Origin of the sequence: Peristeroidobacter soli (assembly GCF_004138485.1) — a bacterium.
Taxonomy (GTDB): Bacteria; Pseudomonadota; Gammaproteobacteria; order Steroidobacterales; family Steroidobacteraceae; genus Steroidobacter; species Steroidobacter soli.
In genome coordinates this window covers 347,572-365,358 of the sequence record NZ_ML142848.1, presented here as the reverse complement: position 1 = coordinate 365,358, position 17,787 = coordinate 347,572, and the positions used below count along the sequence as shown (strand labels likewise).

At 61.9% G+C, this 17,787-nt stretch carries 13 protein-coding genes; 11 read left to right on the top strand and 2 right to left on the bottom strand.

The window, feature by feature from the left end; all coding sequences use genetic code 11:
- Positions 1–30: 30 nt before the first annotated feature.
- The 10 genes from EKO19_RS01400 (at position 31) to EKO19_RS01355 (ending at position 13,702) form a co-directional block, all read left to right on the top strand.
- Positions 31–1,383, top strand: coding sequence for an MFS transporter (locus tag EKO19_RS01400; protein ID WP_157995057.1), 1,353 nt, complete (start codon positions 31–33; stop codon positions 1,381–1,383).
- A gap of 102 nt (positions 1,384–1,485) precedes the next feature.
- Complete coding sequence (locus EKO19_RS01395) at positions 1,486–3,699, top strand: TonB-dependent receptor (RefSeq protein WP_129774626.1); 2,214 nt, start codon at positions 1,486–1,488, stop codon at positions 3,697–3,699.
- A gap of 11 nt (positions 3,700–3,710) precedes the next feature.
- Complete coding sequence (locus EKO19_RS01390; protein WP_129774625.1) at positions 3,711–4,916, top strand: acetyl-CoA C-acetyltransferase; 1,206 nt, start codon at positions 3,711–3,713, stop codon at positions 4,914–4,916.
- 4 nt (positions 4,917–4,920) lie between these two features.
- The gene (locus EKO19_RS01385) at positions 4,921–7,086 is read left to right on the top strand and encodes a 3-hydroxyacyl-CoA dehydrogenase NAD-binding domain-containing protein (protein WP_129774624.1); all 2,166 of its coding nucleotides are present in this window, start codon (positions 4,921–4,923) and stop codon (positions 7,084–7,086) included.
- Between the two features lie 3 nt (positions 7,087–7,089).
- Positions 7,090–8,247 carry an acyl-CoA dehydrogenase family protein gene (locus EKO19_RS01380; RefSeq protein ID WP_129774623.1) on the top strand — a complete coding sequence of 386 codons (1,158 nt, stop codon included), beginning with the start codon at positions 7,090–7,092 and terminating at the stop codon, positions 8,245–8,247.
- 385 nt (positions 8,248–8,632) lie between these two features.
- Complete coding sequence (locus EKO19_RS01375; protein WP_129774622.1) at positions 8,633–9,604, top strand: hypothetical protein; 972 nt, start codon at positions 8,633–8,635, stop codon at positions 9,602–9,604.
- Positions 9,605–9,607: 3 nt separating this feature from the next.
- Entirely contained in the window at positions 9,608–10,213 is a 606-nt protein-coding gene (locus EKO19_RS01370; protein ID WP_129774621.1) for a carboxypeptidase-like regulatory domain-containing protein, read from the top strand.
- 8 nt (positions 10,214–10,221) lie between these two features.
- Positions 10,222–12,333, top strand: a complete 2,112-nt coding sequence (locus EKO19_RS01365) for a phospholipase C/P1 nuclease family protein (protein WP_129774620.1) — start codon at positions 10,222–10,224, stop codon at positions 12,331–12,333.
- A gap of 20 nt (positions 12,334–12,353) precedes the next feature.
- Positions 12,354–12,710, top strand: a complete 357-nt coding sequence (locus tag EKO19_RS01360) for a hypothetical protein (RefSeq protein ID WP_129774619.1) — start codon at positions 12,354–12,356, stop codon at positions 12,708–12,710.
- Between the two features lie 119 nt (positions 12,711–12,829).
- A complete protein-coding gene (locus EKO19_RS01355) occupies positions 12,830–13,702 on the top strand; it encodes a formylglycine-generating enzyme family protein (protein ID WP_129774618.1) in 873 nt (290 codons plus the stop codon).
- Positions 13,703–13,707: 5 nt separating this feature from the next.
- Here EKO19_RS01355 and EKO19_RS01350 read toward each other — a convergent pair whose 3' ends face one another.
- Positions 13,708–14,928 (bottom strand): RNA polymerase sigma factor, encoded by a 1,221-nt coding sequence (locus tag EKO19_RS01350; RefSeq protein WP_129774617.1) that lies wholly within the window; start codon positions 14,926–14,928, stop codon positions 13,708–13,710.
- Positions 14,929–14,937: 9 nt separating this feature from the next.
- On the bottom strand, positions 14,938–15,285 hold the full coding sequence (locus tag EKO19_RS01345) for a YciI family protein (RefSeq protein WP_129774616.1): 348 nt from the start codon (positions 15,283–15,285) through the stop codon (positions 14,938–14,940).
- Between the two features lie 295 nt (positions 15,286–15,580).
- On the opposite strand from EKO19_RS01345, the gene EKO19_RS01340 reads away from it, so the two are divergent.
- A complete protein-coding gene (locus tag EKO19_RS01340; RefSeq protein ID WP_129774615.1) occupies positions 15,581–17,767 on the top strand; it encodes a hypothetical protein in 2,187 nt (728 codons plus the stop codon).
- The last annotated feature ends 20 nt before the right edge of the window (positions 17,768–17,787 follow it).

Here is a 17,787-nt window from a genome sequence, read left to right as displayed (position 1 = left end):
AAGGCTGGGTTTCCAGCTGTGGATCGCACGTTGAGCTCCATCACTCCCACCGAAGCCGCGCTCGTGCCGACGCGAGATCGCGGCAACTATGCCTGGTACGTGCTGTTCCTGCTGACGTTCGCGTATACGGTGGCGTTCATCGACCGGCAGGTGCTGAACCTGCTGGTGGAGGACATCAAGCGCGACCTGCTGCTGACGGACACGCAGCTGAGCCTGTTGCAGGGAATTGCGTTCATGGGCTCGTACATCGCGTTCTCGCCCTGGTTCGGCCGCTGGGCCGATGTTGGCAATCGACGCAACATCCTGGTGTTCGGCGTGGGCACGTGGAGCATTTTCTCGGCGCTGTGCGGACTGGCCGAGAATTACTGGCAACTGTTCCTGGCGCGTGCGGCGGTCGGCGCGGCGGAAGCTTGTCTCGCTCCGGCGGCGTGGTCATTGATTGCGGATTACTTCAATCGCGAGCGCTTGCCCCGGGCAATGAGCATCTATCTGATGGGGCCGTACATTGGCGGCGGGCTTGCGATGATCGCCGGCGGCATGGTGATCGGTTCGATGGGCACCTTGCGTGAGCTCGCCCCGATGCTGGCCCATCTGCAACCGTGGCAACTGACGTTTGTCATGATCGGTTTGCCCGGCGTCGTTCTCGCCATGGCCTTGCTCACGATTCGCGAACCGTCGCGCGGCGCGCAGACCATCGGTACTCGGGACCGGAGTTTCTCGATTCGGGAAGTGATCGAGTTTCTATGGCAGGGGCGTGCGTTCTACGTGCGGTTCTATCTGGGCATGGCGTTGATCGTCATCGTGCTCTACGCGTTGCCGGCGTGGATGCCATCGTTCCTGATGCGTGCGCATGGTGCCGATCCTACGACGGTGGGTCTGCGATATGGCGTGCTGGTGTTGATCATGGGATCGGCGGGCGTGCTCAGCGGGCCGTTCGTGGATCGATGGCTGGCGCGGCGGGGTCACGCTGACAGTCCCATTCGGGTCGCTGCCATCGCGTGCATCGGCCTGGTGATCTTCACCGCGATCCTGCCGTTGATGCCGGGATTTTCAGGCGCGCTGATCGCGGCGGCGGGCGGCACTTTCTTTTTCAGTCTGCCCCAGGCGATGTCGGCGACCGCTTTGCAATTGGCGACACCCAATCGCATGCGAGGCATCGTGGCGTCGCTCTATTTGTTCGTTCTGTCCGTGATCGGATTGGGCGCGGCGCCGACTGTGGTGGCCGTCGTCACCGATCGCGTGTTCGGCGATCCGTCGAAAGTGGGATTGTCGCTCGCTGTCGTTTGCGCGATCAGTGCGGCTGGCGCCGCGGTCCTGTTGTTCTCGGCGTTACCGCACTATCGGCGCGCGTTGGAGCGGAGTCGAGTGGGGACGGATTTTTAAATCTGTCCCCTTTCCTGGCCTATCTTTGGGTAGGTTTACTGGCGGCAGGGAGGGCCTAGTTTCATATCCGATACAAAGTCACGAATCGTCGAGGTGTGGGGGATGAGTCAATACAACAAACGTCATTTCCAGCAGCGCGTCAGCGGCGCCCCCTGGAAGCTCGCCGCAGCGGCAGTGGCCGTGTCGATGGCCCCGGTCAATCTGACGCATGCGCAGAGCACTACGGAATCTGCCAATGCGTCGACGTCGGTGTTGCTGGAAACAGTCCTGGTGAGCGCTCGCAAACGCGCCGCCGATGAAGCGGTCCAGGATACGCCGCTCGCTATCTCGGCATTCGGTGCGGCACAGCTCGAAGCCGTGTTCGCCGACAATCTCGACGACATCGGCAAGCTCGCGCCGAGCGTGGGTCTGAAGCCGACCAGCCAGGTCGGTGGCCAGAACTTCACCATCCGCGGCATGGGCGTGTCGGGCACGACCGCTTCGGACGAGCCGGCGGTGGGCATCATTCAAGACGGCGTCTATTGGGGCTCCAACTACGGCGCCATGCTCGATACGTTCGATGTCGAGTCGGTGGAAATTCTGCGGGGACCGCAGGGCACGCTGTTCGGTCGCAACGTCACGGGCGGCGCGGTACTGGTTCGCACGGCTCGTCCTTCCGGTGATTTCGATCTGGCCGCGCAGACTGTCGTCGGCAACTACGGTCGCTTCGATATCTCCGGCAAGATCGAAGGGCCGGTGATCAAGGACAAGCTGGCGGTGAAGCTCGCCGTGCTCGATCGCAATCTCGACGGCTATTACAAGAATCTCGCCAACGGCAAGGACTTCGGCGAGAACAACTCGACCTTGATTCGCGGCACGATCCTGGCCACGCCGACCGATAACTTCACCGCCTCGCTGATCCTGGAGAATTACCAGCAGGACGGCGACTCCACCGCGGCGGTCGGTTGGGAAGTGCCGGGTAACGGCCCGTACAACGACGGCTTCCGCCAGCCTCGCAATTTCTGGGACGTGCAACTCGACAATCCCGGCTACTCCGACATCGAAGTGAACTTCGGCGTGCTGGAAATGAATTGGGAAGCGCTGGCCGGCAAGATCACGTCCATCACCGGCGTGCGCAAAGTCGAGGTCGAGAACACTACCGACTTCGACGGTTCGCAGTTCAGCTACTTCAATCAATCGATCGCTTTCGACCAGGACCAGTTCAGCCAGGAACTGCTCTATTCCTCCGAATACGACGGCCGCGTCAACTTCACCGCGGGCCTGTACTACTTCAAGCAGGACTACACGCATTCCGAAGGTCGCGATCTCAATCGTCACGCCACGTTGACGGTGACGCGCGCTCACCTCGATCAGGAGTCGTACGCGGCGTTCGGCGAAGTCGATATCAAGCTGGCCGATCGTTGGACCTTGACGCTCGGCGGCCGCTACACCGAGGAAACGAAGGAAGCGAAGAGTGTGCCGTTCAGTTCGGCGCTGACGTTGTGCGCCGACCGTTCGATCTACGGCTTCGGCGATTGCACGTTCAACTACGGCCCCAGCGATGAGCATACCTGGAGCGATTTCTCGCCGAAGGTCGTGCTCGGCTTCAAGCCGGCGGACGGCCACCTGGTCTATGGCAGCGCGACGCGCGGCTTCCGCAGCGGCGGCTACAGTCTGCGCGGCAACGTGATTTTCGAACCGTTCGATTCGGAAGAGGTGAATGCGTTCGAGCTCGGCTACAAGGGTGAGCTGTTCGATGGCACGGTCCGGTTGAACGCTGCCGGTTACGTGAACAAGTACAAGGATCTGCAGCGTACGGTGCTCGGTGTCGACCCGGTGTACGGTGTGGTGCAATCCACGTTCAACGTGGCCGACGCGACCATTCAAGGCATCGAGCTGGATGTGGTGGCTCAGGCCACGGATCACCTGGTGCTGACCGCGGGCTATGGCTACACCGACGCCAGCTACGATTCGGCGGTCGCGGGCTTCGATACCAGCCTGGACTTCGTGCGAGTGCCGGAACAGACGTTCGCCGCGAGCGCAGCTTATACATTCGATCTGGATCAGATCGGGCAGCTGTCATTGCGCGGCGGTGTTTCGTACACCGACAAGGAATTCTTCAACGACGCCAACACGGTCTCCGGTCCGGCCTACACGCTGGTCGATGCGAGCATCGATTACGTGAGCCTGAACCACCAGTGGAAGGTGTCGCTGTTCGGCAAGAACCTGACCAAGGAAGAATATTCCTATTGGGGTTCGACACTGGGCGCGCTCGGCGCCAACCGTTTCATCGGCGCGCCGCTCACGTACGGCTTGCGGATCGGGTACGACTTCTAGTTGATGAGAGTATGACTGACGCATTTATTTTCGATCACGCCCGCACACCGCGAGGTCGCGGGCGACCCGACGGCTCGCTGCATGAGATCACTTCAGTGCAGCTGGCCGCGCAGGTGCTACAGGCACTGGCTGAACGCAACGGTCTGGATACGGGGCTCGTTGACGACGTGGTGCTTGGCTGCGCGCAGCCGGTAGGCGAGCAGGGAGGAAACATCGGCCGGGCGGCGGTGTTGGCGGCGGGATATGAGCAAAGCGTCGCGGGTCAGCAGGTGCATCGTTTCTGCGCCTCGGCGCTGGAAGCGGTGAACGCGGCGGCCGCGCAAGTGATGACGGGCGCGTCCGATGCGGCGATTGGCGGCGGCGTTGAGTCCATGTCACGCACCGTCATGGGGGCGGACAGCGGCGCCTGGTCTGCCGATCCTTGGTTCGCGTATCACAACTACTTCGCGCCACAGGGTATCGGCGCGGACATGATCGCGACCTTGGATGGCTTCACTCGCGAAGACGTGGACGATTACGCCGTGGAAAGTCAGCGGCGCGCGGCGTTGGCCTGGCAGCAGGGACGGTTCAGCAAAGCGGTCGTTCCGGTGCGCGATCTCATCGGCGAAGTGGTGCTGGATCGTGACGAGCACATGCGGCCCGAGACGACTCGCGAAGGCCTGGCAAAGCTCAAGCCCTCGTTCGTCGGTCTGGGTCAGATGGGCTTCGATGCCGTCGGCATTCAACGCTATCCGCAGATCGAGACCATTCAACACGTACATCATGGCGGCAATTCCAGCGGCATCGTCGATGGTGCCGGAGCCGTGCTGGTGGGCAACAAGAGCTTTGGCGAACGCGCCGGCCTGAAGCCGCGTGCGCGAGTGAAGGCATTCACGTCCATCGGCAGCGAGCCGACCATCATGCTCACGGCGCCGTCGGCTGTGACACATAAGCTGCTCAAGCGCTGCGGGATGTCGCTGAAGGACATCGATCTGTTCGAGATCAACGAGGCGTTTGCCGCCGTTGTTCTGCGATACATCCGCGCGCTCGATCTCGATCCGCAAAAGGTCAATGTCAATGGCGGCGCGATCGCGATGGGACATCCGCTCGGGGCCACTGGCGCCATCATTCTCGGCATCGTGCTGGATGAGCTGGAGCGGCGCGGGCTGGGCACGGCCTTGATCACTCTGTGCGCGGGCAATGGCCTGGGCACTGCCACGATCATCGAAAGGGTTTGACGGGATGAAGACGTTACGGCTCGACGTGGATGCCGATGGCATCGCTTTGATCACCCTGGAGGCGCCGGACAAGCCGATGAACGTGGTGTCGCCGCAGTTCATCGACGACATGATCGCCGCGATCGAGCGTGTCGCCGCGGACGCATCGATCAAGGGCGCCATCATTACTTCGGCCAAACCTGCGTTCATGGCGGGTGCGGACCTGAAATACATTCTCGGCATTGCTGGCGGCGCGCTCACGCTCAAACAGGCGTATGCATTCAGCCAGAAACCCTCGGTTCAGATGCATCGCCGGCTGGAGACGTGCGGCAAGCCGTTCGTTGCCGCCATCAATGGACTGGCGCTGGGCGGCGGTTATGAACTGGCGCTGGCGTGTCATCATCGCGTCATCGTCGATGATCCCAAGGCCGTGGTCGGTTTGCCGGAAGTGACGGTGGGTTTGCTGCCGGGCTCCGGTGGCACGCAGCGATTGGCTCGCATGGTCGGGTTGGAAAAGGCAGCGGCGTTGTTGTTGGACGGGCGCAGTGTCCCGCCGACGGAAGCGTTGCAGCTGGGCATGGTCGATCAAGTCGTGCCGGCCGCGCAGTTGTTGTCCGCCGCTCGCGGCTGGTTGTTGAATTCGTCCAATCCCGTGCGTGCGTGGGATGTCAAAGGTTATCGAAGCAGCAATGGCTTGCTGAATCCCACGGTCGTCAAGGTGATGAGCGAGCGTCCCGCGCAGATCGCGGCTCAGACTCGACGCAACTTTCCCGCGCCTATCGCCATCCTCGATTGTTTGTTCCAGGGCCTGCTGTTGCCGTTCGACAAGGCGCTGCAGCTGGAGTCCAAGCACTTCGCGCGATTGCTCTGTGATCCGGTGGCGAGAAATTTGATCCGCACGTCGTTCGTGAATCGCGGCGAGGCCAGCAAGCTCGCGCGGCGGCCGCGTGACGTGGCGAAGTCGGCCGTTACTCGTCTCGGTGTGCTCGGCGCCGGCATGATGGGCTCGGGCATCGCATACGTCGCGGCGCAGGCGGGCGTTGAAGTTGTGCTACTGGATAGCTCGCTCGAATTGGCCGAGAAGGGCAAGCAGTATTCGGTGAAGTTGCTCGACAAAGCAGTTGAGCGCGGCAAGCAGAGCAGAGACGCTGCTGACGCCATACTGGCGCGGATCAAGCCGACGACGAGTTATGAATCTCTGGCGGGCTGCGAGCTGGTGATCGAGGCTGTCTTTGAAGATGTCGGGGTGAAAGCCGAGGTTACCCAGCGGGCCGAGGCGGTGTTGGGCGCATCAGCGATCTTCGGCAGCAATACTTCGACGCTGCCGATCGGCCGCCTGGCCGAGGCGTCGTCCCGGCCGGCGCAGTTCATCGGGCTGCACTTCTTTTCTCCCGTCGATCGCATGCCACTGGTGGAGGTGATCGTCGGCGCAAGTACGAGTCAGGAGACGCTCGCGAAGTCGCTCGATTTCGTCGGGCAGCTGCGCATGACTCCGATTGTCGTGAACGACTCACGCGGCTTCTATACCAGCCGGGTGTTTCAGACCTTCATTCACGAAGGCATGCGCATGCTGGAGGAGGGCATCGAGCCCGCGCGCATCGAGAATGCGGCGATGGCTGCCGGCTTTCCGGTCGGTCCGCTGGCCTTGCTCGATGAGGTGACTATCGAGCTGCCGTGGAAGATCGTGCAGGAAGCGGAGGCCGCGCTCGGTGCGAACTTCAAGCGGCCGTGCGCGTACGATGTGATGAGACGCATGCTCCATGAGATCAAGCGACCGGGGCGGCGTCATGGCGGCGGCTTTTATGACTATCCCAAGGACGCGCCGAAACGCCTGTGGCCCGGCCTGTCGGCCGCGTTTCCGCCGGCGCGAAAACAGCCCGGCGTCGAAGAGCTTCGCGATCGGTTGCTGTACATCCAGGCGCTCGAGACCGCGCGGTGTCTGGAAGAGGGCGTAATTACGCATCCGGCCGATGCGGATGTGGGCGCGCTGTTGGGCTGGGGCTTTCCGGCGTGGACCGGTGGTCCGCTGTCCTTCATCGAGACCGTGGGCATGGAGAAGTTCGTCGCTGAGGCCGAACGCATGGCGTCCACCTATGGCGCTCGCTTCGCGCCTTCCGATTGGCTGCGAGCAAGAGCGGAACAGGGCGAGGCTTTCTATGAAACTGCGTTACCGCGCACCGCTGCTGCCTGAACCATGCGCCGGTTGATCTTCGAACCCGAGCACGATGCATTCCGGGAAACTGTCCGTCGTTTCTTTCGTAACGAAATAGGTCCGCACGGCGAGCGTTGGCGCGAGCAGGGTCACGTCGATCGCTGGGCCTACACCAAGGCCGGCGAGCAGGGCTATCTGCTGATGTGGGCCGACGAGAAGTACGGCGGCGCCGGCGTCGAGGACTTTCGTTACGAGCAGATCGTCTACGAAGAAAACATCCGGCACGGCGAGCCGGGCTTCTATATCAACCTGCACTCCGGGCTGGTCGCGCCCTACATCGACGGGCTTGGCGACGAGGAGCAGAAGCTGCGCTGGCTGCCCAAGTGCGCGAGCGGCGAGTCGATCCTCGCCGTCGCCATGACGGAGCCGGGCGCCGGCAGCGATCTCGCGGGTATGAAGGCAACCGCGGTGGATCAGGGCGAGCACTGGCTGCTCAATGGCTCGAAGACCTATATCTCCAATGGCCAGCTGGCCGATCTGATCATCGTCGCCGCTCGCACCGTGCCCGATCAGCGCTACGGCATCGGACTGTTCGTCGTCGAAGCCGGCATGCCCGGTTTCAAGCGCGGCAATCGCTTGCACAAAATGGGGCTGAGAGCGCAGGACACGTCCGAGCTGTTCTTCGACAACGTCGCCGTGCCCAAGCGCAACGTACTTGGGGATGCCACCAAAGGCTTCGGATTCTTACAGCAGTTTCTGGTCGGCGAGCGGTTGATCGCGGCGATCGACTCGATGGCGGCGGCGCAGACTGCTTTCGATATCACCCTCGAGTTCATCCAAAATCGTCGCGCGTTCGGCCGACCGGTGGGAATGTTTCAGAACAGCCGCTTCGTGATGGCCGGCCTGCGGGCCGAGATCGATTCGGCACAGACGTTCGTCGATCAATGCGTGCTCGAATACAACGCCGACCGCCTGACCGCCGACGAAGTCGCGGGCGCCAAGCTGGTGGCCAGCGAGGTCGAAGGCCGGGTCGTCGACGCCTGCGTCCAGCTCCACGGCGGCGCGGGCTACATGGAGGAGTACCGCATCAGCCGGATGTACACCGAAGCTCGCGTGTCCCGGATTTTCGCCGGCAGCTCGGAGATCATGAAGGAGATCATCGGGCGCAGCCTGGGGTTGGATGAGCGGAAGCTGAAGTAGCGATCCTGCCTCCGAGCGCTGCGCTCTTGTTCCACTGAGACGAGGCAGCGAACTTGCTACAGCCGCGTGCCGTTGTCAACGCGTCCGTTGATCGCTCTACATCCTGCGATGTTTCTTTCGGTGAATCCCTGATTTCGATGGCCGGGGCGCAAAGAATATTGACAGCGGCTCGGCAACGATTCCAAACTGAATACAGAAAAATCAATCGCGGGCCGAAGTCAGGGATGATGGATCTGAGCTAGGGAAGGGCGTCGACCAGGTCACCGCGCAGCTCCCTTGATCGTTTCCAAGTCGTGGCGGGCTCGCACTCGCGGGCGGATCGCGGCTGCCGATTTTTTGGGGTCGGGAATCGATCGGGCGCGTCAACAATTCGAGATCCAGCACCATGGCAGGCAAGCTGAAAACATCACACAGGAAATGGCTGGCGCGGTTGGGAAGCAGTGTGGTCATCGCGGGCGCCGTGTTCGCGGTTTTGCTGCCGCTCCGCGCGCTGCATGCCCAAGCCATTCCGCAGCAATACCAGTTCGCGTTACAGCGCGCACAGTATCTCGTCTCCATGGGGGACGTTAATGGCGATGGAACTCCGGATCTGCTGGTCAAGGCCAAGGTCAATCTGGCGTTCGTGGACATCGATGTGCTGGTACCGATCCTGATCAAATCGGCCAGTCCGACGTTCGTGTTGCTGTCATCGGGTGGGTCTTACTCGCTGGTGACCAATCCCAGCCCGGCTCTGCTCAACCACCCGGCCTGGCAGGCAAGCAGCCACGATCTGGTGTTCGGCGATGTGCTGGGCAACGGCAACAATGCGATGTTGTTGCGAGGTCGGACCAGCGGGGCACCGAATTTCGTCATCGTGACGTCTTCGTCGACGGGCGCACCAGTCCTGTTGCAACAGCTTTCCGTCGCCAACCTCGGCGTGGATATCAGTGGCTCGACCCACAGTGTGTCGTTGGTCGATACGAATCGAGACGGCCGCGCGGATCTGGTGTTACGGACCAACGGCACGATCGATACGGTGTTTGCCGCCAGCGTCGATGGCTTGTTTGCTGCGCCTCAGGATGAAGAGGATCGAGTCATGATGGCGTGGCGTGCGTTCTGCGCGGCGTTGGACGCAGGGGATCTTACGTCGGCGCAACAGTTCATTTCGCCGGTCACGCAGGCAAAGTATATGGCGGGCCTCACCAATCTCGGCTCCGCGGTTACGACCTTCACTTCGACACTTGGTCAGCCGCGCGAAGTGAGCACCGATGACAACTTTGCCGAATATGCCGTCACGCAGACCTACAGCGGCAGCACCTATCTGCATGTGATCGTGTTTCGTAAGTCGAGCAATCGCTGGCAACTCGAGGAATTTTGATTCATGGGGGCTCGTGTCGGAGCCGTGGCCAGCTTGCTGGGTTGTGTGCTGCTCGGCCTGAGTGGCTGCACCAAAGCATGGTGCTCCGGACCGATCGAGGGCCAGGTGATCGATGAGGGGACTGGCGCGCCGCTTGCTGATGCCATCGTACTGGTGAACTGGCAGATCAAAGGAATGGAAGGTTACCCGCAGGGACAGCTGGCGATTTTCGAACGCGTGACCGACGCGCGCGGCCGCTTCCAAATTCCCGCGTGGGGGCCGAAGCGTCCGCCTCCTGGTACCACGGTTGCACTCTCCGAGCCGACCGTTCGGGTGTTCAAGAGCGGCTACGACCCTCTGGTGGTCGTTCGTGAAGCGAACACTGAGGATGACTCGCATGCGCGGACTCTGCTGATGCGCAGAGTCGAGGGGGCCCCGGCGGAGTATGCGTCCCGAATGAGCACTTTCTGGACGCCTCTCGATGTGAATCTCGGCGGTGACCGTTGCGACTGGCGGGCGGCGCCGCGCTTATTCAATGCACTGGTGCAACTCAGGGCAGAGTTCGATGCGGCCGGCGTCCGCAGCGATCTGCCGCTGCGGAGCTATTGGTGTACGACCGATACGCACTGAGCTTCAATATGAAAAAAACTCTGTCATGGATGAACTGGGTCGCTGTGGGTGTGCTCGGCACGGTCGGTACGGCGCTCGCTTATGAGCCGTCGACGCATACCACCCTGACAGCACTGGCCTTCGATCGCTCGCGCTTGTCGGATCCGTCGCTGCTGACGGACCTTGGTTTCAATCCCTCGGGTACCTATCGCGAGATAACCGTCGACGGTGTGCCCGTCACTGGAGGCGTGCGACTTCCTCGCGAAGTCGTGGCATACGGTGCCGCAGCGGAGGACTATCACACTGCGGGCCTTTGCCCCTCCGACTGGACGCGCCCATTCAATCATTTCTTCGATCCACAGCACGGCGGGCGGGCGCTCGAGTGGGGCGGTGTCCTCGGGCACCCGTCGCCCGACTGGGCGCTGGAGGACAACGGGCAGGTGACCACCAGATACGTGTCGTGTCTCGCGGCGGGCGGCCGGCCACAGAACTTCTCATATCGGGATGCGCAGGCGAACTTGTATGCAGCACTCATTCAGCCCAATCCCACGGATCGCGACAACTCGATGGGCATGGTGTTACAGACGCTCGGCCACGTCGTGCATCACGTGCAGGATATGGCGCAGCCGGCGCACACACGTAACGAAGCTCATTCTCCCATCAATCCTCCCGAGCGCGCCTGGATCGAGGCCTACACCGAAGGCTACGCCAGGGTGAACATCGCCTCGATCGTCAACAACAATCCCTATCCGGTGCCGAGCTTTGCGCGTGCGCGCGACTACTGGGTTACTTCGGGGGCCGGCTCGCCGATGTATGTGGGGATGGCGGAGTACACCTCTCAGAACTTCGTCAGTCAGAGCACCGGCTTTCAATCCAACGGCAGCACCGTGCTGGCGAATCCGGAGTTTCCCTTGCCGAACGGTCAGGGCAAGACCATCGAGACGCGAACTGTCACGATCCGGTTGCGCGACACCAATACTCTCACCGGTCCCATGCAGGTGGTGACGGGGCCGATCTACGATGGATACGCGTTCGGTTCCCAACCCAACCGGGTGCTGGCGACCCAATCGCTGGTCGACCGGATGTTACAAAACAGTGGCTTCAGCATGCTGTTCGGAGTCAACTCCTATGTCTATGAACAGCAGTATCCCGTGCTGTTGCCACGAGCCGTCAGCTTTTCCGCGGGGCTGATCAATCATTTCTTCGCGGGCAAGCTCAGCGTGAGCCGCGCGGCGTCCGGGCCGGGCTGGGTCATTAGAAATGAAGCGGCGGAAACGATGAGCGGCCAGTTCGAGCTGTACTACCAGACCACCACTGGTCAGCGTTTCCCTGTTTCCGGCGGGACGTGGGGAGGTACGGTGGCCGCGGGCCAGTCGACACCGGCGCTGGCAGAACCGCCGAACACTGCAAGCAAAGTCGTTGCCGTCTTCGTAGGAACCATCGGCAGCGAGTCGATGCTGCGTACCGCCGGCAGGGTGACGGACTATTCGGCGCCCCCCGTTCCTTGCGGCCAGGCCCTGTCCGCGGGCGGTTCGTCGGAGGGCTTCAATCAGCTGATGGAGATGGGGTCGGAGGCGGGGCCGGTGCAGATCGAGTTCGAGGCCTACCAGATTCCGGACAAGTTCGAGATTCGCGCCGAGAATTCCGCGCAGACGCTGGTGGTCACGACCACGAATATGGTCAGCGGCTGGCGCAACTGGACGTATCAGTTCAATCCCGCCTCGCTCGGCACATCGAAGTTCCGCATCCGGGTCACGGGTAACACAGACCCGGCGACGCTCTGGACCGCGTCGGTGTCCTGCCCGAACAAGACGCTCACGAACTCGGATCGTATCCAGGACAGAATTTCCATCACGTTCGGTGTCGGGGCGACCAGCGGTGCCGGTTGTAACACGGGCTATACCAGCATCACCGTCAATGGAACGCCGGCGGGGACGCTGCACTTCAGCCCGGGCGTTGGCGACACCAGCTCGCCTGTGACTGTCACTGCCGGTACCCATCAGCAGGTGGTGCTGCAAACGACGATCACGACCTGGGGCACGCCGGGTTTCACCTGCAGCGGCAATGGCAGTGTGTTCTGGAATGACCGGGCGGGTCGGCACTACTTGAGTGGCGGTACGTCCTGGATCTCCATCCAATGATTCTTCATCACAGGTTCAGCATGAAAGCCATTATCTCTTTCGCCGCCACGCTCGGCCTGCTCGGTTCCGTGCCGGCGTCGGCGGCGGATTGGTTCGACCGGGTCAGCGAGCGCTTCGATCTGATCGAGCAATCGTCGAGCGGACAGATCCTGCTTCAGGTGAACAACGGCGGGATCGCGATAACAGTCCCGGGGCGCAGCTCGAGCTGCAGTGCCACCTCGGTGCTCATCACGCCTCCCGTGAATAAGGAAAAGGATTGGTTGGCGATGGTGCTGGCGGCGGTAATCGCTGGGAAGGGAGTCACCGTCTATGGCAACTGCAACGCTGCGACGTGGCAGATCGAGTCGAATCGCATCCTGGTCGACTACCGCTCGTAGCTGAGGGCGCGCGGCTGGTGCCGAGCCATCACCAGCCCGTAGCCGTTTGCACCCATACCAGTGGGCCGCGCGACCACACTTCCCAGTCGTAGAACACCACGAATCCTGGGGAGAGCTCGATGCGCCATTGCTGGCTCGCGATGCTGATCGTAGCGTTGTCGTCGGTCGCGCATGCCGATGCGTCGCAGGTGATTCGTGACTGCGCCGATTGTCCCGAGATGAAGGTGGTGCCCGCGGGCAGCTTCGAGATGGGAGCCGCCGATGGCGACGCCGAGGCGAAAGATGATGAGCGCCCCCGGCATCGGGTAACAATCGCCAGGCCCTTTGCGGTGGGTGTCTATGAAGTCACGCGCGGGCAGTTCGCGAAGTTCATCGACAGCACCGGCCACGACGCGGGCAACAGTTGCCACGGTTACGAAGACGGCAAGTGGCAGGGCAAATGGGAGAACAAGGCCGGGTGGAACTGGCGCCAGCCAGGCTACCCGCAGGAATCGAATCATCCCGTGGTGTGTATCAACTGGAACGATGCCAAGCGCTACGTCGAGTGGCTGAGCAAGAGCACAGGCAAGCACTATCGGTTGCTCACCGAAGCCGAATGGGAGTACATCGCGCAGGCCGGTAAGGTTTCAGTCAGTCATGACACTGCCAACTACGGTGCCGAAGCGCATTGCTGTACTTCGCTCGCCGAGGGCAAGGATCGTTGGCTGACCACCGCGCCGGTCGGCAGCTTTGCACCGGATGCGCTCGGTCTGTACGACGTTAAAGGCAATGCTTGGGAGTGGCTGGAGGATTGCTATAACGACAATTACAACGGCGCTTCCGCCGATGGCAGTGCGCGTACCGCCAATTGTTCGCTGACCGATCGGCGCGGCGTGCGTGGCGGTGGCTGGGGCGATCCGGGTCGTTTGTTACGAACGACTTATCGCCTGCGCAGTCCGGTCGAGGGTCGCTACTTCGGCCTGGGCTTCCGCGTTGCCCGCGATCTGAACTGATCGCCTCAGCTCAGCTCGGCGAGGCGGCGTTTCAAGAACTCCTTTTCCGCCTCGTTCTCACAGCGCTCGATGGCGTTTCTGTACGATGCCGCTGCATGCTCGTTGCGATCGAGACGCCGCAACAGGTCGGCACGGATCGCGTGAAACAGATAGAAGCGGTCGAGCTCGGCAGTGAGGGCATCGATCAGTTGCAACGCTGCCTGAGGTCCATCGACCTCCGCGACCGCCACCGCGCGATTCAACGCCACTACCGGCGTCGGCTGGATCGCCAGCAATTGATCGTAGAGTCGAACGATCTGAGCCCAGTCCGTTTCGTCGGTGTGGGCGGCGATGGCGTGGGCCGCATTGATTGCTGCCTGTATCTGGTAAGGCCCGGGTCGATTGTGACGTAAGCAGCGTTGGACGAGCCTCAAGCCCTCGAGGGTCGGTGTGGGATCCCATCGGCTGCGATCCTGATCCCGCAGTAATACCAATTGGCCATCGCAATCTACACGCGCTGAGCGGCGAGCGTCCGACAACAGCATCAACGCCAGCAGTCCTTGGATTTCCAGTTCATCCGGCAGCTCACTCAGCAGCACGCGAGTGAGCCGGATGGCTTCCGTGCAAAGCTCGCCGCGCGTGAGCCCGGTGCCGGAAGTCGCCGCGTAACCTTCGTTGAAGATCAGATACAGGACGGCGAGCACGGGAACCAGGCGGGCCGGGAGTTCGCTCGCTTCGGGGACTCGATAGGGGATGCCGGCGTCACGAATCTTTCCTTTGGCGCGCACCAGGCGTTGTGCCAGGGTGACTTCGGGAATCAGGAAGGCCTTGGCGATTTCCGGCGTGGTCAAACCGCCGAGCAATCGTAAGGTGAGTGCCACCTGCGCATTGGTCGCGAGCGACGGATGACAACACGTGAAGATCAGGCGCAAGCGATCGTCGTGCACGGGGTCGTCCTCATCGATCGGCTCTTTCGACTGCATCAGGACCGCCTGCTCATGCCGCTCCTGTCGCGAGCTGTCTTTACGCAGGCGGTCGATGGCGCGGTTGCGTGCGGTCGTGATGATCCAGCCCGCGGGGCTCGGCGGTGGCCCGTCCTTGGGCCAGCGTTCGATCGCAGTGGCGAAGGCGTCCTGCACGGCTTCCTCGGCAGTGTCGATGTTGCCGAATGCGCGCGTCAGCACCGCCACCGCGCGTCCGTATTCCGCGCGAAAGATGCGGGCAATGTCCGCTTGCGACAGCGCCATCGCTCGTCGTCAGCCGTTGTGTTGAAACGGTCTGACTTCGATGGGCAGGGTGATGGCGCGTGCCAGTTTGCGGCCCCACTCGAGTGCCGCATCCAGGTCGGGCGCCTGGATGATGTCGAAGCCGCCGAGGTGTTCCTTGCCTTCGATGTACGGCCCATCGGTGGTCAGCATCTTGCCGTCCTTGAACGTCAACACCGTGGCCGTCGATGCCGGGTACAGGCCGCCGCCGAACACGAGGGCGCCGGCCGCCTTCATTTCGCGGATCACCTCGTTCACGTCGCGCATGATGGGTTCGAGAATGTCCGGCGGGGGCGGCGGGCCGTCGGGCTGATAGATGCTCAACAGATAATGCTTCACGGTCGGGTCCTCGGGTTGAAGGCGATCCGATATCGCCTGACCTGCCTATACGAACGGCGTCGACGCAAATCGACACCGTCGGGTCGCCGAGGACAAATTTGGCTACAAAGTCTTCATATACTCAATCAGGGCCTTGCGCTCCGCATCCGTGACCGGGCGACAGCAAGAAATTCGCTGCTACCAACGGGTTTTACGACGAGACCCTCGGGTCCCAGAATGTTCCCGACTCATCGCTCGGGTCTGTGGTGAAATATATCGATCCCGGGCTCGGCGACCTGGCGGGACGATAAATAATATGAATACCAAAGACGTCTTGGATCTGTACGAGCTCACCGACGAAACCAATCAGGGCTACCGGGGCGTGTTCGTCATCGGCTCGCTGTGCGTGGGCGAACGGATCGCGGTGTCGTCTCAGCAGGCTCGAGCATTGAATCTGGTTCATTCTCTGTTTGCTGAGGGAAGACTCGCGCGCGGAAATCGCGTCTGCGTCGTGGGTGGTGGCGCCGCAGGTCTCACTGCTGCCGCGTATGCGATTACGCGGGAGGCCGTGGTAACGGTGATCGAGTCCAACGATCTGCTATGGAATCTGCGTGGCTGCCGCACGCGATGGCTCCATCCCAATCTGTTTCGCTGGTGGCCCGATCCCAGATGGAAATGTACCGGCACCAACTTTCCGGTGATGAACTGGTACGCGGGCTATGCAAGCGACATAGGAGAGCTGCTGCATCAGAAGTATCTCTCCTTCGAAGCACTGCAAGGTTCGCGGAGCTCCAGGAAGCGCCTCAAGTACCCCGGGCACCAGATTGCACGCGGCGTTCGCGTGCATAGCTGCGGCGGGGAGTGGAACGTCACTTGGGTTCCTTTGACTGACGATGCCAGGGAAGCTGCCAGATGCGATGTCTTCGATGTGGTGATCATTGCGACGGGTTTCGGCAGCGAGGCCCGCATACGGGATACCGAGGCGAGCCTGTACTGGCTCGACGACACGCTGGAGCGCGAACGACCGACGGGCCGTCAGATGCAATATCTTATTTCGGGCACGGGCGATGGTGGGCTGACAGACCTGCTGCGCGTGCGAGTGAAGGGCTTCCGTCATCATCATCTCCGGGACTGCTTGCTGGATATGGAGCCTTTTGCCGCTGAGATCGACCATCGAATCAAGGAAGTCGAGGAGCGGGCGCGCCTTGGAACGGATCTGGACGTGACTGAGGGATACAAGAGAATTGCATGGGACCGTGCCCTCTGGCGTTTGCTGGACTCACGGCGCGCCACGACCTCCGTGGTCCTGACCAATCGCGAAGGCGGAGGGGCGCTCGTCAGTCCCGCTTGGAGGGTGAGCAAATTTCTCGCGGCACAATTGCTGATGCGCGATCCGCGCACGGAATATCGAGCTGGGCCGGCCCGGTGGGAGCCGAGAGACACCGCCGCGATCGACGCCGATCAGCCCAGGCCACATCCTGAGACGTTCGACGTGCGATTTGCAAAGGGCGAATCCTCGGGGGAGTTCGATGCGATCGTCGTGCGCCATGGGCCGCAGAAACAGACGCATGCGATGTGGGGGCGGGAGGCGGTTGCCGCGTCGTGGGTCACGCTGACGCAAATGGGTTTCGAACGGAGTGTCATCGAGTCGGCGAAGGAAAAGTGGCGGCGGCTGGCGCAACTCGAGCAAACGACGGACGACCCGGTCGACCAGGACGGTATGCAAACGAACTTCGAAACACGCTTGCGCAGTCGCATCCAGTCCGTGCTGCCGGCCATCGGTGGGCGAACGGTGATCGGCATGCTGTCCCGGTTGGTCTCGTGTGTCTGTCCAGAGGAGGAAGAGACGCCGACCGCAAATTTGCTCGACATCGAACATCCATTGGTGACGGACGACGTCGCCTCGCTGCTGACCCAGGTCGCACAATTGATCGGGAACCGCCCGGTAGCGAGGGACGACTCCATGGCGGAGGAAGACCGCGGCTGGCGACTTGGCGCGGAGCTCAATCGCAACGAGGCCATTCAGGTGATCTGGGCCGCTGACCGTTATCTGGCGGATTTGTGGGATCGGCGTCCACAGCAAACGGAGTTGCTGGAACGGAATTGGGTCCTGCCGCGCACACCCTGGTCGTCCCGGGCACCGCTGCTTCAGCACACCTGCGTGGCACGACATTGGGCGCCTTATCGCCTCAAGTACGTGCGTGACGAGAAACCCATGGCGCTTCCAAAGCGCCCGAGTCGCCGCAGGCTCGAGCAAGCGCTGCATGAGCGTCTGCAGACTATTGGGATCGAAGATGCCGCTGGGGACTCGGGTCACCTTTTGACCATTGTCGATTCCTGCGTGCCACGCCAACGCATTGCCGTCGTGGCGAAGGGGGTGCCTCGGGTCTGGCGCCTGGCTCGAGAGCTGGCGGCGAATTACCTTTACATTCAATCATTTAATGTCTGGCATCCGCTCGAAGTCCCAGCCTCGGCGTCGTCAGTTTTACATACTTTAGAATAGTTGATGATAGTTGACTCACG

Bases quoted from the DNA above. Each gene is read 5' to 3' on its own strand.
- EKO19_RS01380 (WP_129774623.1), top strand. From the start codon at position 7,090: ATGCGCCGGTTGATCTTCGAACCCGAGCACGATGCATTCCGGGAAACT.
- EKO19_RS01360 (WP_129774619.1), top strand. From the start codon at position 12,354: ATGAAAGCCATTATCTCTTTCGCCGCCACGCTCGGCCTGCTCGGTTCC.
- EKO19_RS01355 (WP_129774618.1), top strand. From the start codon at position 12,830: ATGCGCCATTGCTGGCTCGCGATGCTGATCGTAGCGTTGTCGTCGGTC.
- EKO19_RS01385 (WP_129774624.1), top strand. From the start codon at position 4,921: ATGAAGACGTTACGGCTCGACGTGGATGCCGATGGCATCGCTTTGATC.
- EKO19_RS01375 (WP_129774622.1), top strand. From the start codon at position 8,633: ATGGCAGGCAAGCTGAAAACATCACACAGGAAATGGCTGGCGCGGTTG.
- EKO19_RS01390 (WP_129774625.1), top strand. From the start codon at position 3,711: ATGACTGACGCATTTATTTTCGATCACGCCCGCACACCGCGAGGTCGC.
- EKO19_RS01370 (WP_129774621.1), top strand. From the start codon at position 9,608: ATGGGGGCTCGTGTCGGAGCCGTGGCCAGCTTGCTGGGTTGTGTGCTG.
- EKO19_RS01350 (WP_129774617.1), bottom strand. From the start codon at position 14,928: ATGGCGCTGTCGCAAGCGGACATTGCCCGCATCTTTCGCGCGGAATAC.
- EKO19_RS01340 (WP_129774615.1), top strand. From the start codon at position 15,581: ATGAATACCAAAGACGTCTTGGATCTGTACGAGCTCACCGACGAAACC.
- EKO19_RS01365 (WP_129774620.1), top strand. From the start codon at position 10,222: ATGAAAAAAACTCTGTCATGGATGAACTGGGTCGCTGTGGGTGTGCTC.
- EKO19_RS01395 (WP_129774626.1), top strand. From the start codon at position 1,486: ATGAGTCAATACAACAAACGTCATTTCCAGCAGCGCGTCAGCGGCGCC.